This window comes from Rhizobium sp. R634, from assembly GCF_002211305.1.
In the GTDB taxonomy this organism is placed as follows: Bacteria; Pseudomonadota; Alphaproteobacteria; order Rhizobiales; family Rhizobiaceae; genus Rhizobium.
On sequence record NZ_LOKW01000002.1, the window covers coordinates 47,307 to 61,638 of the forward strand.

Here is a 14,332-nt window from a genome sequence, read left to right on the forward strand (position 1 = left end):
GCAACTATTTCGGAAGCTGCTTCTCAGGTCCATGTATATTGTGCTGTTACACAATATTATATTAGCATTTAATTTGCGACAAGTTTCTAGTAAAGCATGCAATTTTATTCTCTCTTGCCGGTGGCATTCGCTGTCCCTACATCTTCCGCGCAACCGGAGACGCCGAAGACATGATCCTTGATGCCGCACGACTTTCGCTCGTCAACCTACTCGCCGCCGAAACACGTTCGGTGTTCTGGAAAGTGCTTGGGCTGACGATCCTGGTGCTGGTCGGCCTCTGGTTCGCGTTGCGCGGAGCCTTCATGGCCTTTGTCTTTCCCTGGATGACGAGCTTTTTTCCCGATCTGCCGGAATGGGCGGGATGGTTCACCCTGGTCTTCGCGATTCTTGCGGGTATCGGCCTTGCGCTCCTGCTGGCGCTGCTGCTATCGCCGGTGACGGCCTTGATCGCGGGCCTGTTTCTCGACGATGTCGCCGATGTCATCGAAAAGCGCGACTATCCCGCGGACGCGCCGGGCACCGCCATGCCGATCGGGCCGGCGATGGCAAGCTCGGTCAAGTTCCTCGGGGTGGTGATCGCCGGCAATATCGTCGCCCTGCTGCTGCTGTTCATTCCCGGCGTCAATCTCATCGCCTTCTTTCTGGTGAACGGCTACCTCCTCGGACGGGAATTCTTCGAATTCGCCGCCATGCGTTTCCGCCCGCCGCAGGAGGCGCGGCTCTTCCGTGCCAAACATGCGCCTACCGTCTTCCTCGGCGGGCTGGCGATTGCGCTTTTCCTGATGATCCCCTTCGTCAATCTGCTGACGCCGCTCTTCGCCGCCGGCATGATGGTGCATTTGCACAAGCTGATTTCGGCTCGCGAGGGTTCGCGAGCCTGAGGCTCAGCCGGGCAGGGCGGAGGCGTCGTACATCGCGGCAAATTCCGCGCTCGGCGGGATCGGCTTGATGATGTCGATCAGCACGCCGTTCGGATCGGCGGTGATGAAATGCCGCTGGCCGAAATCCTCATCGCGGATCTCTCTCAAAATCGGCAGGCCGGCGCTCCGGCAGGCCTCGTAGATCCGATCGACATCCTCGACCTCGAAATTGAGCAGCAAGCCGCGGACTTCGCCGCGGGCGGCGGCAGGAATGGTCTCGTGGCTGCCGTCGAGGATGGCGAGCGCGACATTCTCCGTCTCGGCCGATTGCAGGTGAACGTACCAGTCGCTTTCAAAGAGCGCCTTGAAACCGAAGTGGGCGCAGTAGAAGGCGGCGGTGCTCTCAACGTCGCTCGTCATGATGACAGGGTAATAGCTGGACGATTTCATTTCTCGCTCCCTTCCTATTTACATGCAGGCTGTATGTTTTTTGGTATTAACATACATGCAGTTTGTATGTAAATAGACTATATGAGCCGCAGAAATCGCGAAAGAACGGAACAGACGAGGCAGGCGCTGATCGACGCCGGACGGCGCATCTTCGTCGAGAAGGGGTATGCCGAGACGGCGACGCCGGAGATCGTCGCGGCGGCTGGGGTGACGCGCGGCGCGCTCTACCATCATTTCGAGGACAAGAAGGCGCTTTTCGAGGCTGTCATCAACTGCGAGGCGCAAGACGTGGCCAAGGCGATCGAAGCGTCTTCGGCGCCGGAAAAAGAGCCTCGGGCTGCGCTGATCGCCGGCGCTTCTGCCTATTTCACCGCCATGGCGCAGCCGGGACGAACGCGGCTGCTGCTGATGGAGGCGCCTGCCGTTCTCGGATCGCCGGCGGCCGCGGCACTGGACGCGGAGAATGCGGAGGAGAGCTTGCGGGAAGGACTTGCGGCGCTTCTTCCTGAGGCAGGCGCCTTGCTCGACCCGCTGACGTCACTGCTGTCGGCGGCTTTCGACCGTGCGGCGATTGCCATCGACGCCGGCGGGAAGAGGCGGGATTACGAGCGGGCGATCGCGGCCTTACTCGACGGCCTCGCCGATCACCTGCGGCGGTAGCTCGACGAGCGGCGCTGGAATATCCGAACTCTTCTCCGGCGATTTGCAGATGTCGGCGATGACGCAGCGCTCGCATTCGGGGCGGCGCGCCTTGCAGGTGTAGCGGCCGTGCAGGATCAGCCAGTGATGGGCGTGATAGAGATAATGTTTCGGAACCACCTTCATCAGCCGCGCCTCGACCTCGTCGGGCGTCTTGCCGGGGGCGAGCCTGATGCGGTTGGCGATGCGGAAAATGTGGGTGTCGACGGCCATGGTCGCCTGGCCGAAGGCCATGGAGAGCACGACATTGGCGGTCTTGCGTCCGACACCGGGCAGGCGGACCAGTTCGTCGCGCGTTTCCGGCACCCTGCCGGCGAATTCGTCGACCAGCATCTGGGAAAGTGCGATGACGTTCTTTGCCTTGTTGCGATAGAGGCCGATCGTCTTGATGTAATCGCGGACCTTCTCCTCGCCAAGATCGAGCATTTTCTGCGGCGTGTCGGCGATCTTGAAGAGCGCCCGCGTCGCCTTGTTGACGCCGGCGTCGGTGGCCTGGGCGGAAAGCGCCACGGCGACGACAAGGGTGAAGGGATTGGTGTGTTCGAGTTCGCCCCTCGGTTCCGGCCGCTGCACCGAGAAACGGCGGAAGATCTCCTCGCGCTCGGCCACGGAATAGGCGGTTTTCACCGCCGCTGCCGGTTTGCGGCGGGCAATCACATTCGAGTTTTGCGAGGGTTTGCCAACGGATTTGAGTTTCGGATTCGCCATGGAGAATCTATACTCAACGGCCATGATGGAAAGCAACGCCGACAGCTTCAACGAAAAGCCTGTTTTCGCCGCCGAACTCTTTCCCCACCGGTCTCTCGGGCGCAAGGGCTTCAAGGTGCTGCTTATTTTGTCGGGCGCCGTCTGCTTTCTCTACGGCCTATTCTTCACCGTCACCGGCGCCTGGCCGATCGGCTTCTTCTTCGGGCTGGATTTCGTGCTGCTCTATGGCGCGTTCTGGCTGAGCTATCGCTCGGGAAGGGCGCGCGAGGAAGTCACGGTATCGCGCACGGATGTTTCGGTGCGCAAGTTTGCGCCGTCTGGGCGAATGGTGGAGCATCATTTCAACCCGTTCTGGGCGCGTTTCCGCGTGCGCCGGCATCAGGAGATCGGCATCCTCTCTATGCAGATTTTCGGCGAGGGCCGGCGCACCGATATCGGCTCCTTCCTCAACCCCGAGGATCGCGAGACGTTCGCCAAGGCGTTCAAAGGGGCGCTCGCTGCCGTCAAGCAGCGTATCTGATGCGCTGGACAGCTATGGTACGCAAGAATCGGGTGGTTTGGCCGCCCGCCCTTGATTATCTCCTGTCTAAAGGAGAAAAACGATGAATATGATCGCGAAACTCGACACCGATATCACCCCCGATGGCCCGGACTACGATACTGTCCGCCAGGTCATCGAACTCATCAGCGAAGAATATCGCGACCAGCCCTCGCTGGAGGCGATCGCGACGCGGCTGAACCAGTCGCCGACGCAGCTTCAGAAGACGTTTACCCGCTGGGCCGGCCTCTCGCCGAAGGCGTTCCTGCAGGCCGTGACGCTCGACCATGCAAAGCGGCTCTTGCGCAGGGAAGAGATGCCCCTGCTCGAAACTTCGATCGAAGTCGGGCTTTCCGGCCCGAGCCGCCTGCATGACCTGTTCGTCACCCATGAGGCCATGTCTCCGGGAGAGTGGAAGGCGAAGGGCGGCGGCCTGACGATCCGCTACGGGTTTCACAGCTGCCCCTTTGGCGCGGCGCTCGTCATGGTGACGGATCGCGGCCTCGCGGGCCTCGCCTTCAGCGACAGCGGCGACGAAAAGGCCTGCCTGGAAGACATGACCTGCCGCTGGCCGAACGCGGAATACATCGAGGACCGGCAGGCGACGGCTCCCTATGCCGATCGCATCTTCCAGCCGGGCCGCTGGACGTCGGACCAGCCGTTGCGGGTCGTCCTGATTGGCACCGACTTCCAGGTCAGCGTCTGGCAGAGCCTGCTGAAGATTCCGTTCGGGAAGGCCGTGACCTATAGCGATATCGCCAGGGACATCGGCCGGCCGAGCGCAATGCGCGCCGTCGGGGCTGCAGTCGGGGCCAACCCGATCTCCTTCGTCGTGCCCTGCCATCGCGCGCTCGGCAAGAACGGCGCATTGACCGGCTATCATTGGGGCCTGACCCGCAAGAGGGCGATGCTCGGCTGGGAATCGGCGCACGCCTGATAGATGCCGGAGCTAGTCAAAATCGGAATTGATGATCCGAGCGATGATGTCATCATCCAGATTGGACAGCGCCTCCGCGATATCGATATGGCCCTTGGCAACCGCCTGGGCCGCGCTTGCCGCCAGGAAGGTTGGCCGACCCCATGCTTCATGGCGATGAAGGCTCACACAGTCGGCTAAGGATGCGATCGCGTGCAGGTAGGCTTGCTCCAGATCACCCGGTATATCCGGTCCTCGCCCTGTTTTTCGAGAAACTTCGATACTCGCCGGCAACAGGTAGAATGAGAAATCGATTGGCGTCGCCATGGTGAGCGCGATCCTGACGATATGAGGAACGGCCGCATATGACGCCGTGTAGACATCACCTTGGTGACAGAGGCTCGACCACAGGCTGAACCAAGGTTCTGCCCCAGGGGTGGGCATTGGTCCAGGCGATTTTTCCAGCGTTTTCAGCAGCTCCGGCGTCTCTGTCGCAAGACCATAGCAGTGCCTCAATTCACGCCAACGCTGACTATCGAATGAAAGCATGAACTCATTCCGCCAGTCGCAAAAGTTCTCGCGCTGCGCTTTCATCGGTGATCAGCGTGTTGCAGCCGATGCGCTTGATGGTGGCGCGGATGGCGACGGCGCGGTGAGCGCCGCCGGAGGAGAGCACGATGTGCCTGGCCTCCTTCAGCGTATCGAGATCGACGGACATGACGCGACGGTTGATCGAGTGATCGACCGAATTGCCGTCCTTGTCGAGGAAGTTGAACATGGTGTCGCAGACGCAGCCGGCGTCGATCAGTTCCTGCAACTCGGCTTTCGATATCCAGCCTTCCGACAGCGAGGTCGAGTGCGGGCCGATATCGCCGCAGCTGACGATGGCGAGGTCGAGGTTTTCGGCAAGACGATAGATCGTGTCCAACCCGCATTTCTCAATGAGATTGCGTTTGGTCTCGACGGAATCGACGAGCAGCGGCGCCAGGAACATATAGCATTCGGCGCCGAGCTGGTTTGCCAGCCGCCATGTATAGTCGATCGGGTTGGTCTGGTGCACGGCGACGATGCCGCCGAGCAGCGAAACGATCTTGCAGTTGTCGCGACGCGGCGGCCGGAAGCTTGCGAGCGACGCCGTCATGGTGCGGCCCCAGCCGACGCCGATGGTGTAATCGTCGGGGATCGCTTCGGAGAGGAACTGGCCGAGCGCCAGCCCGACATTTTTCGCCAGCCCGTTGACGTCGCAATCGACGGGCTTCGGCACCACGATCGCCTCGTCGAGGCCATAGGCGCGCTCCAGCTTCACCGAAAGCTCGACGCAATCGCCGATCGAATCGTTGATCCAGATCTGGACTTCGCTGCGCTTCATCGCTTCGTCGAGCAGGCGGATGACGGTGGTGCGGCTGATGCCGAGCTGTTCGGCGACGTCCTTCTGGGTCAGGCCCTCATTGTAATAGAGCCATGCGGCCCTCAGCCGTAGCGATGACGCTTCTGAATAGGCCGTGTGCGTGCCGCGTTTGAGCTTGACCACATCTCCTCCCGCACGATTTCTGTCCTAGATCCCTTGCAGGGATGAAGGCTGCAATGACGCGCTTGCTGCCGGGATAATGACGGGCGTGACACTTATGTCAATTGAAATGCACAAATGTCCTTGACTTTTCCTTAGCCGCGCGGCGATAGTCCTCGCGAGATGAAGTCGTTCTTGTCCGTCCGAGGAGGACATAGTGCGGGCATGCCGAAAGTCACGACCGGCCCTTGAGCCGCAGGCGCCGCCGCTTGCGGTCGAACAGCCGTTGGCATGCGGCCGGAACAGGTCCACTGTCCCTCACGTTTATCAATCATCCGTGACGGATACGCGTATTTCCGTCCGCAGCATGCAAACCGTCTGTCCCTAGATCACCTCTTGCCGGGCGGAACTCGCGCCGGTCCGCAGCCCAATTCAACAAGGATTACCAACCATGACATCCAAGCTCGACCAACTCCGCGAGATTACCACCGTCGTCGCCGATACCGGCGATATTCAGGCTGTCGCCCGCCTGAAGCCGGTCGACTGCACGACCAACCCGTCCATCGTTCTCAAGGCGCTCGGCACCGATATGTTTGCCGACGACATGAAGGAAGCGGTCGCCTGGGGCAAGAAGCTCGGCGGTGATGCGAATGTTGCCGCCGCAGCGGTTGCCGACCGCCTTGCCATCTCCGTTGGCGCCGCGCTGGTGAAGCTCGTTCCCGGCCGCGTTTCGACTGAGGTTGATGCCGACCTGTCCTTCGATACCGAAGCGTCGCTGAACAAGGCCCGCAGCATCATTGCCGCCTACAAGGAGCGCGGCATCGAGAAGGACCGCATTCTCATCAAGCTCGCTTCCACCTGGGAAGGCATCCGGGCAGCGGAAATCCTGCAAAAGGAAGGCATCGACTGCAATCTGACGCTGCTCTTCTCCAAGGCACAGGCGATCGCTTGCGCCGACGCCAAGGTTTTCCTGATTTCGCCCTTCGTCGGCCGCATCCTCGACTGGTACAAGAAGTCGACCGGCAAGGATTTCACCGCCGAGGAAGATCCGGGCGTGCTGTCCGTTCGCGAGATCTACAACTACTACAAGGCGAACGACATCAAGACGGTCGTCATGGGCGCATCCTTCCGCAACACCGGCGAAATCGAAGCGCTGGCCGGTTGCGATCGCCTGACCATTGCGCCGAACCTGCTCGACGAGCTTTCAAACGACCAGGGCAAGCTTGAGCGCAAGCTGTCGTCCGAGACGATCAAGCCTGTTTCGAAGATCGCCGTCGACGAGAAGACATTCCGCTGGATGATGAACGAAGACGCGATGGCGACCGAAAAGCTCGCCGAAGGCATCCGCGCCTTTGCAAAGGACCTGGCGACGCTGCGCACCATGGTGCAGAAGGAATTGCAGCTCGCTGCCGCCTGATCGGGCACGGCAAAACGATCGAAGGCGCGGTGGCCCGCTGGCGACCGCGCCTTTTTCATGCTGTTATCAAGGACCTATGCGGCCGGAGGCGAAGATGGAGGACGAGGAACGGACAAGGTCTCTGACGGCGCTTTCCTCTCGGCACGCAAGTTTCATCATCGCTTTCCTTGCCGGCCTGGCGGTCTTTCTGGCCGTGACATCGCGGGAGGTCAGCGCCCGCAATGTGCTGTTCGGATGGAATGCCAGCGCCGGCGTCTTCATTGCGCTCAGCTGGCGCAAGATGCTGCGGGCGACGGTCGAAAGCATCCGCAAACGCGCCGAGGATCTCGATTTTTCCGACACGGTCCTGCTGGCGCTTTCGATCGGCGCGTCGCTCGCGAGTATCGCCGGCATCGGGCTTGAGCTTCATTCGATCAAGGAGGCGGCGCCTGACGTCGCGCTGGCGCGGGCGGGCGGCGCGGTGCTGACGATCCTGATCTCCTGGGTCTTTCTGCACACGCTTTTTACGATCCATTATGCCCACCATTTCTATGGCGGGGCGGACGAAGAAAGCGGCCTGAAATTCCCCGACGGCATCGACGAGCCCGGCTACTGGGATTTTCTCTATTTCTCCTTCACCATCGGCGTTGCCGCGCAGACGGCGGATGTCGCGGTCAGCTCGACCAGCATGCGCAAGCTGACGCTGCTGCATGCCGTGCTGTCGTTTTTGTTCAACACGACGATCCTGGCGCTTGCGATCAATGTCGGGGCGAGCCTGCTATAGTGCGAGCCGTCGCGGGCGCGAACTCTCGGACAGGATCTGAATGAAGCGGGCGGCCCGCCCGCTCTGCAAATCGGAGGGTATGATGGAAAGCGCCTCAAGCCGGCCGGGCCTGGCCGATTTCATTCTTCTCCTCGGCAGGCTTCTCTTGTCCCTGATTTTCCTGCATGAGGGATTGTCACTGGCGGCAAATCTCACCGCGACCATCGAGATATTCGAGAAACTGGGCCTGTCGGCGCCGATTGCTTTTGCCACGATCGCGCTTCAGATAAGCGCCGGCCTTTCCGTCGCCGCAGGCTTCCTCAGCCGGCTCGGGGCATTGGCGCTGGCCCTCTTCTGCCTGGCGACGGCGTTTCTCTTCCATACCAATTTTGCGAGCCAGAACGAGCTGCTGCACTTCGAAAAAGACCTGGCGATTGCCGGCGGCATGTTCGCTCTTGCGGCTGTCGGCGCGGGATCGATCTCGGTCGACCATGTGCTGAAAAAGCGCGTGGGCAACATGCATCCTTTGCTCAGGGCAATCCTGTAGCCGATTTGCTCACCGCAATGCGGGTGAGCGTGGAGGAGGTCATTGACGGCACATCCGGCCAGCCGGGCGATCACCGCGATGATCGCGTTCCCGGCAACGGCCTATAGTTGGCATCACTTACAGGACTGCCTTGCCCGCCATCAGCGCAAGGACGAGGAAGATCAGGAAGATCACCAGCGCGATGCCGAACAGAACGCGCGCGATCGTCGCGGTGGCGGCGGATACGCCGGAGAAGCCGAAGAAGCCGGCGATGATCGAAATGACGAAAAATATCAGAGCCCATTTCAGCATGGCAGCATCCTTTTACGTTTGCCTGAGAAGACGCGGCAGCGGGGAAATTGTTCCCGCATCGTTGAAGGATGCTTCGTTAAACGGAAGGCTCTAGATTTTCACGGCGGAGAGAAGCGAGATCAACTGCGACTGCCGCTGCGTCCCGGTCTTGGCAAGCAGCTTCTTAACGTAGCCGCGCGCCGTTTCATAGCTGAGGCCGCAAATCTCGGCGATCTGGCGCGGCGAGGAGCCCTCCATCAGCAGACGGGCGACGGTCGCCTCTTGCGGCGTCAGGGCGAAGAGCCGCCGCAGGAGATCGCCGTCCGTTCTTGCGCGTTCGGAAAGGTCGGTAATGATGGCGACGGCGCGCGAATGGGCGAAGATATCGGCGGGCAGGCCCCTGAGGGCCTGGGCGCGAATGATGAGCGGGGCCTTGCCGGCGCGGGAGAAAAGCACCGGCGTCGACACGGTAGGGCTGAGGAACGGATCTCCCGCAAGAACCGCCTTCAAGTGCCGCCGCAGCAGGCCGGTCTCTTCCTGGCTGGCGGAAACCAGTTCACGGTCGACGATGCGGATGTCGCCGTTGAGCAGCCTTTCGGCCCGATTATTCAGATGGCTGACATGGCCGGTGCGGTCGAAGAAGACGGCGGCGGTGCCGCTGAGCTCGAAAGCCTCGCTCATGCCGTCGATCTTTGCCGCCTGCAGCGAACGGATGATTTCGGCCGAGGCGGTCAGCTTCGATTGCATGGAGAGCAAGATGCGTTCCTCCTCCCGATCGAAGGGTGGATCGTCGATGCGGCGCTGCAAGTTGAGGGTGAGCAGCGTATCGCCTGAGGTAAAAGCAATCATGGCGGAATACCGCAGGCCGAAGCGGGCAAGGAACTCGGTGTAGAATTCGTGCCGACGGAACTCTTCTTCCGAGGCAATGTCGTGCTCGATGATGATGCCTTTGGCGAGTGCGACCGGAAGCCCGCGCTCGCGGAAATCCCGCTTGTACCAGCCTTCGGCGAAATAGACGTCGAAGGCTTCGAGCAGATTGGGCGTCGTCAGGAAGCCCGGAGAAAACTTGCCGACGGCCGGCAAAATATGGGCACCTGCGGAGCCGGTCGCCCGGGAGATCGCTTCCAGCGTACCGGTCCATTTTTCCGGGACGAGGGCGGATTCCAGCAATCCGTCCATGGCCTTTTCAAGCTCGGAGATATCGATGCGAGTCGCCATGAAGATGCTGCCTCATCGAATCTGTTGCGGGGCCTGTCCTCGAACCTACCGTCACGATCTAAGCGTATTGTCATAACAACGATAGGACAATAACAGGCGATGTTTGTCGGCTTATTGTTCCTCTGCGATAAAGTTCGCCTGCTTGCTTCAGGCGAACCTTTTATTCATGCGATATATTACCTTCCGCCGCTCAACCGTGATTGATCATCACGTGGCGAACGGCGGTATAATCCTCCAGCGCATAAACCGACATGTCCTTGCCGTAGCCCGATTGCTTGAGGCCGCCATGCGGCATCTCGTTGACCAGCATGAAATGGGTGTTGATCCAGGTGCAGCCATATTGCAGGCGGGCGGCCGTCTTCATGCCGCGGCCGATATCCTTGGTCCAGACGGAGGAGGCGAGGCCATAATCGCTGTCGTTCGCCCAGGCGATGGCGTCATCGGCTTGGGAAAAGCGGGTAACAGAGACAACCGGGCCGAAGACTTCGCGGCGGACGATCTCGTCGTCCTGCAGGGCGCCTGCTATGACGGTCGGGGTGAAGAAGAAGCCCTTGTCGCCGGAGACCGCGCCGCCGGTGGTGATCTCCATGTGCTTGTGCTCGGAGGCGCGGGCGACGAAGCTTTCGACGCGGTCGCGCTGACGCCTGGAGATCAGCGGGCCGATCTCGTTTTCGGTATCGTCGGCCTGGTTGAAGCGGATGCTGGAGACGGCGGAGGAGAGATCGGCGACGAAATTCTCGTAGACCCTGGCATCGGCATAGATGCGGCAGGCGGCGGTGCAGTCCTGGCCGGCATTGTAATAGCCGAAGGTGCGGATGCCCGAAACGACGGCGTCGATATCGGCATCGTCGAAGACGATGACTGGGGCCTTGCCGCCAAGTTCGAGATGGGTGCGCTTGACCGTCTTGGCGGCGGCCTGCAGCACTTTCTTGCCGGTGGCGATATCGCCGGTGATCGAGATCATGCCGATCTTGGGGTGGTTGATGAGCGCGTTGCCGACGCTTTCGCCGCGGCCGAGAATGACGTTGACGACGCCTTCGGGGAGAATATCGGAAAGCAGCTTCGCCATCTTCAGCGCCGTCAGCGGCGTCTGTTCCGAAGGCTTGAAGACGACGGTATTGCCGCCGGCGATCGCCGGCGCCAGCTTCCAGGCCATCATCATCAGCGGATAATTCCACGGCGCGATCGAGCCGACGACGCCGATCGGGTCGCGGCGGATCATCGAGGTGTGGCCGGGCAGATATTCGCCGGCGGCCGGTGCGTGGAGGTTGCGCACGGCGCCGGCAAAGAAGCGATAACAATCGACGATCGCCGGAATCTCGTCGTTCAGCACTGAATTGATCGGCTTGCCGCAGTTCAGCGCCTCCAGCGTGGCGAAGCCCGCGGCATCCTTCTCGATGGCGTCGGCGATCTTCAGCAGGTAGCCGGAACGCTCGGAAGGCGTCGTCTGCGACCAGCTCGTGAAGGCCTTTTCCGCGGCGTCGACGGCGGCATCGATCTGCGACAGCGAAGCTTCAGGAAGGTCGATCACCGTCTCGCCGGTCTTCGGGTTCAGGATGTGCTCGTCCGTCTCCGTGCCCTTTTCGAAGCGGGAACCGATCAGCATTTGGGTGTCCATGACGTTCTCCCTGTCATTTGCCGGCGCCGGCGATCTGGTCGCCGTCGCGGGTGAGATAATGGGCTGCCAGGATCGGCAGGAAGGTGACGAGCACCACGACCATGGCGACCACATTGGTTACGGGGCGCTGGCGCGGGCGGATGAGTTCTTCGAGCATCCAGATCGGCAGGGTCGATTGCTGCCCGCCGGTGAAGGTGGTGACGATGACCTCATCGAAGGAAAGCGCGAAAGCGAGCATGCCGCCAGCAAGAAGGGCGGTGCCGATATTCGGCAGGATGACATGCCGGAATGTCTGGAAGCCGTCGGCGCCGAGATCCATCGAGGCCTCGATCAGCGAGCCGGAGGTACGGCGGAAGCGGGCGACGGCATTGTTATAGACGACGACCACGCAGAAGGTGGCGTGGCCGAGCACGATGGTCCAGACCGAAAACGGAATGTCGAAAAGGCTGAAGGCGGAGCGCAGCGCAATGCCGGTGATGATGCCGGGAAGCGCGATCGGCAGGATGACCAGCAGCGAGATCGCCTCGCGGCCGAAGAACTTCGTCTGGCTGACGGCCGCCGCGCAGAGCGTGCCGAGCACCAGCGCGATCGCCGTGGCGATGACGGCGACCTGCAGCGAAAGGCCGAGCGCCGACCAGACATCCGGCCGGTTCCAGGCAACGGCAAACCATTGCGTCGTCAGCCCGGGCGGCGGCCATTGGTAGCTCTTTTCCTCCGTCGTGAAGGCATAGATGAAGATCAGCAGGATCGGCAGATGCAGGAAGAGCAGCCCGGCTGCAGCGGCTATCTTCAGGGGCACGGGCGATGTCTTCAGGTCAGAGCGCATCGAAGGCCCCCTGTTTCTTGGCGAGCCACAGATAGAGCGCCATGATGACGATCGGCACGACGGAGAAGGCGGCCGCCAGGGGCACGTTGCCGGCCGTTCCCTGCTGGGCATAGACGGCTTGGCCGATGAACAGCCTGGAGGAGCCGATGATCTGCGGGATGATGTAATCGCCCAATGTCAGCGAGAAGGTGAAGATCGAACCGGCCACGATGCCGGGGAGCGCCAGCGGCAGCAGCACGGTGCGGAAGGTCTGGCCCGGGTTGGCGCCGAGATCCGCCGAGGCCTCGATCAGGTTGCCGGGCACGCGCTCGAGTGCCGCCTGCGTCGGCAGGATCATGTAGGGCAGCCAGATATAGACGAAGACGATGAAGGTGCCGAGATAGCTCACCGAGAGCGAATTGCCGCCGACCACGGGCAGGTTCAGGATGCCGTCGAGCAGCCATGAGAGGGAGAGTTTCTCGAAGATCCAGGTGAGGATGCCTTCCTTGGCGAGGATCAGCTTCCAGGCGTAGACTTTGACGAGGTAACTCGACCAGAGCGGCAGCATGACGCCGAGATAGAAGAGCGCCTTCCATTTGCCCTGCGCGTAACGCGCCGCGTAATAGGCGATCGGAAAGCCGATCAGCGCTGAAGCGAGGGTGACGAGAGCGGCCATCATGACGGTGCGGATGATGATGTCGAAATTCGTCGGGCTCAGCAGCTGGGCATAGGTCGAGAGGGTGAATTCGTAATTCACCAGGCCGGAGAAATCGTCGATCGAAAAGAAACTCTGCAGAAGGAGTGCGATCAGCGAACCGATATAGATGATGCCGAGCCAGAGCAGCGGCGGCGTCAGCATCAGGAAGAGCAAGAGTTTCGGGTGCCGCCAGAAGACATCCGACAGCCGGCCGAAGAACCCGCCGCGGCGCGGAAGGATCGATGTCTTGCCGGCTGACAGTGTGAGCGTCGTCATGCCGCGTCGTCCATATAGTGGATATCGGTGGGCTGCCAGGCAAGCCGGATGCCGGCGCCGACGTCAGGCACGGCTGCGCCCGCCGGCAGCATGACATGCAGCCGGCTGCCCTTAAGATCGACGCTGAGGCGCGTCGCCGCGCCGAGGAAGCTCGCATTTTCGACTTTCGCCTCGATGCCGTCGCTTGCCAGCCGGATCGCTTCGGGACGCAGGCTCGCCCAGCGTTTCTCGCCGCCGAGCGAAGCCATCAGATCCGGCGCGATGACGTTCGACGAGCCGACGAAATCGGCGACGAAGCGGGTCTTCGGGCAGCGGTAGATGTCCTGCGGCGTGCCGTGCTGGACGATGTTGCCATTGTTGAAGACGGCGACCCGATCGGCCATGGACAGTGCCTCGCCCTGATCATGGGTGACGAAAACGAAGGTAATGCCGAGCGCCCGCTGCAGGCTCTTCAGCTCTTCCTGCATCTGCTCGCGCAGCTTCAGGTCCAGAGCGCCGAGCGGCTCGTCGAGCAGCAGCACTTTCGGCTTGTTGACGAGCGCGCGGGCCAGCGCCACGCGCTGCCGCTGGCCGCCGGACAATTGACCGGGCCGGCGGGCGCCGTAACCGGGCAGTTTGACGAGCTCCAGGGCATCGTTCGCGGCCTTGATCCGATCCGCCTTGCCGACGCCCCTGACCATCAGCCCGTAGGCGACATTGTCGAGGATGTTCAAATGCGGGAAGAGCGCATAGTCCTGGAACACGGTGTTGACGTTGCGCCGATAGGGCGGGACGCCATCGGCCGTCTCGCCGAAAATCTGGATATGGCCGGCGGTCGGCTGCTCGAAGCCGGCGATCAGTCTCAGGCATGTCGTCTTGCCGGAGCCGGAAGGGCCGAGCATGGCGAAGAATTCGCCTGGCGCGATTTCGAGATCGACGCCGTCGACGGCGCGAACCTGGCCGAAATGGCGCGATACCTGCTGGAAACGGACGGCTGACGTCATTGGAGCGCTCCGGGACTTGCAATGCTTAGAGATGGCTTCGGTCTTCGCTGATGAAGACCCCGCCCCAAACCCCTCCCCACA

The 14,332-nt window shown here is 61.5% G+C and carries 17 protein-coding genes; 7 read left to right on the forward strand and 10 right to left on the reverse strand.

Features of this window, described 5'->3' with window-relative positions; all coding sequences use genetic code 11:
- Nucleotides 1-170: 170 nt before the first annotated feature.
- Complete coding sequence (locus ATY77_RS04485) at nucleotides 171-881, forward strand: sulfate transporter family protein (protein WP_088686300.1); 711 nt, start codon at nucleotides 171-173, stop codon at nucleotides 879-881.
- Nucleotides 882-884: 3 nt separating this feature from the next.
- Here the strand turns inward: ATY77_RS04485 and ATY77_RS04490 are convergent, their stop codons facing one another.
- Nucleotides 885-1,310 (reverse strand): VOC family protein, encoded by a 426-nt coding sequence (locus tag ATY77_RS04490; protein WP_088686301.1) that lies wholly within the window; start codon nucleotides 1,308-1,310, stop codon nucleotides 885-887.
- Nucleotides 1,311-1,391: 81 nt separating this feature from the next.
- Between ATY77_RS04490 and ATY77_RS04495 the strand changes: the two genes are divergently transcribed.
- Nucleotides 1,392-1,970 carry a TetR/AcrR family transcriptional regulator gene (locus ATY77_RS04495; protein ID WP_088686302.1) on the forward strand — a complete coding sequence of 193 codons (579 nt, stop codon included), beginning with the start codon at nucleotides 1,392-1,394 and terminating at the stop codon, nucleotides 1,968-1,970.
- Here the strand turns inward: ATY77_RS04495 and nth are convergent.
- Nucleotides 1,935-2,741 carry an endonuclease III gene (gene nth / locus ATY77_RS04500; RefSeq protein ID WP_190237580.1) on the reverse strand — a complete coding sequence of 269 codons (807 nt, stop codon included), beginning with the start codon at nucleotides 2,739-2,741 and terminating at the stop codon, nucleotides 1,935-1,937. The genes ATY77_RS04495 and nth overlap by 36 nt on opposite strands.
- On the opposite strand from nth, the gene ATY77_RS04505 reads away from it, so the two are divergent.
- Both ATY77_RS04505 and ATY77_RS04510 read left to right on the forward strand, forming a co-directional pair.
- Complete coding sequence (locus tag ATY77_RS04505) at nucleotides 2,740-3,237, forward strand: DUF2244 domain-containing protein (protein WP_088686304.1); 498 nt, start codon at nucleotides 2,740-2,742, stop codon at nucleotides 3,235-3,237. The genes nth and ATY77_RS04505 overlap by 2 nt on opposite strands.
- An 82-nt stretch (nucleotides 3,238-3,319) precedes the next feature.
- Nucleotides 3,320-4,192 (forward strand): bifunctional helix-turn-helix domain-containing protein/methylated-DNA--[protein]-cysteine S-methyltransferase, encoded by an 873-nt coding sequence (locus tag ATY77_RS04510; RefSeq protein ID WP_088686305.1) that lies wholly within the window; start codon nucleotides 3,320-3,322, stop codon nucleotides 4,190-4,192.
- 12 nt (nucleotides 4,193-4,204) lie between these two features.
- Here ATY77_RS04510 and ATY77_RS04515 read toward each other — a convergent pair whose 3' ends face one another.
- Complete coding sequence (locus tag ATY77_RS04515) at nucleotides 4,205-4,720, reverse strand: hypothetical protein (protein WP_088686306.1); 516 nt, start codon at nucleotides 4,718-4,720, stop codon at nucleotides 4,205-4,207.
- Nucleotides 4,721-4,724: 4 nt separating this feature from the next.
- A complete protein-coding gene (locus ATY77_RS04520; protein ID WP_088686307.1) occupies nucleotides 4,725-5,702 on the reverse strand; it encodes a sugar-binding transcriptional regulator in 978 nt (325 codons plus the stop codon).
- Between the two features lie 427 nt (nucleotides 5,703-6,129).
- Between ATY77_RS04520 and tal the strand changes: the two genes are divergently transcribed.
- The 3 genes from tal to ATY77_RS04535 all read left to right on the forward strand — a co-directional run bounded on the left by tal (nucleotide 6,130) and on the right by ATY77_RS04535 (nucleotide 8,384).
- On the forward strand, nucleotides 6,130-7,095 hold the full coding sequence (gene tal, locus ATY77_RS04525) for a transaldolase (protein ID WP_088686308.1): 966 nt from the start codon (nucleotides 6,130-6,132) through the stop codon (nucleotides 7,093-7,095).
- Between the two features lie 94 nt (nucleotides 7,096-7,189).
- On the forward strand, nucleotides 7,190-7,858 hold the full coding sequence (locus tag ATY77_RS04530) for a DUF1345 domain-containing protein (protein WP_088678040.1): 669 nt from the start codon (nucleotides 7,190-7,192) through the stop codon (nucleotides 7,856-7,858).
- 79 nt (nucleotides 7,859-7,937) lie between these two features.
- Nucleotides 7,938-8,384 carry a DoxX family protein gene (locus ATY77_RS04535; RefSeq protein WP_190237581.1) on the forward strand — a complete coding sequence of 149 codons (447 nt, stop codon included), beginning with the start codon at nucleotides 7,938-7,940 and terminating at the stop codon, nucleotides 8,382-8,384.
- A 117-nt stretch (nucleotides 8,385-8,501) separates the two neighbouring features.
- Here ATY77_RS04535 and ATY77_RS04540 read toward each other — a convergent pair whose 3' ends face one another.
- From ATY77_RS04540 to ATY77_RS04565, 6 genes are all read right to left on the reverse strand, one after another.
- Complete coding sequence (locus tag ATY77_RS04540; RefSeq protein WP_088686310.1) at nucleotides 8,502-8,675, reverse strand: DUF1328 domain-containing protein; 174 nt, start codon at nucleotides 8,673-8,675, stop codon at nucleotides 8,502-8,504.
- 90 nt (nucleotides 8,676-8,765) lie between these two features.
- A complete protein-coding gene (locus ATY77_RS04545) occupies nucleotides 8,766-9,872 on the reverse strand; it encodes a LuxR C-terminal-related transcriptional regulator (RefSeq protein ID WP_088686311.1) in 1,107 nt (368 codons plus the stop codon).
- Between the two features lie 190 nt (nucleotides 9,873-10,062).
- Nucleotides 10,063-11,490 (reverse strand): gamma-aminobutyraldehyde dehydrogenase, encoded by a 1,428-nt coding sequence (locus tag ATY77_RS04550; RefSeq protein ID WP_088686312.1) that lies wholly within the window; start codon nucleotides 11,488-11,490, stop codon nucleotides 10,063-10,065.
- Nucleotides 11,491-11,503: 13 nt separating this feature from the next.
- A complete protein-coding gene (locus tag ATY77_RS04555; protein ID WP_088686313.1) occupies nucleotides 11,504-12,316 on the reverse strand; it encodes an ABC transporter permease in 813 nt (270 codons plus the stop codon).
- Nucleotides 12,306-13,268 carry an ABC transporter permease gene (locus ATY77_RS04560; RefSeq protein WP_088686314.1) on the reverse strand — a complete coding sequence of 321 codons (963 nt, stop codon included), beginning with the start codon at nucleotides 13,266-13,268 and terminating at the stop codon, nucleotides 12,306-12,308. The genes ATY77_RS04555 and ATY77_RS04560 overlap by 11 nt, the downstream gene beginning before the upstream one ends.
- The gene (locus ATY77_RS04565) at nucleotides 13,265-14,251 is read right to left on the reverse strand and encodes an ABC transporter ATP-binding protein (RefSeq protein WP_088686315.1); all 987 of its coding nucleotides are present in this window, start codon (nucleotides 14,249-14,251) and stop codon (nucleotides 13,265-13,267) included. The genes ATY77_RS04560 and ATY77_RS04565 overlap by 4 nt, the downstream gene beginning before the upstream one ends.
- Between the last annotated feature and the right edge of the window lie 81 nt (nucleotides 14,252-14,332).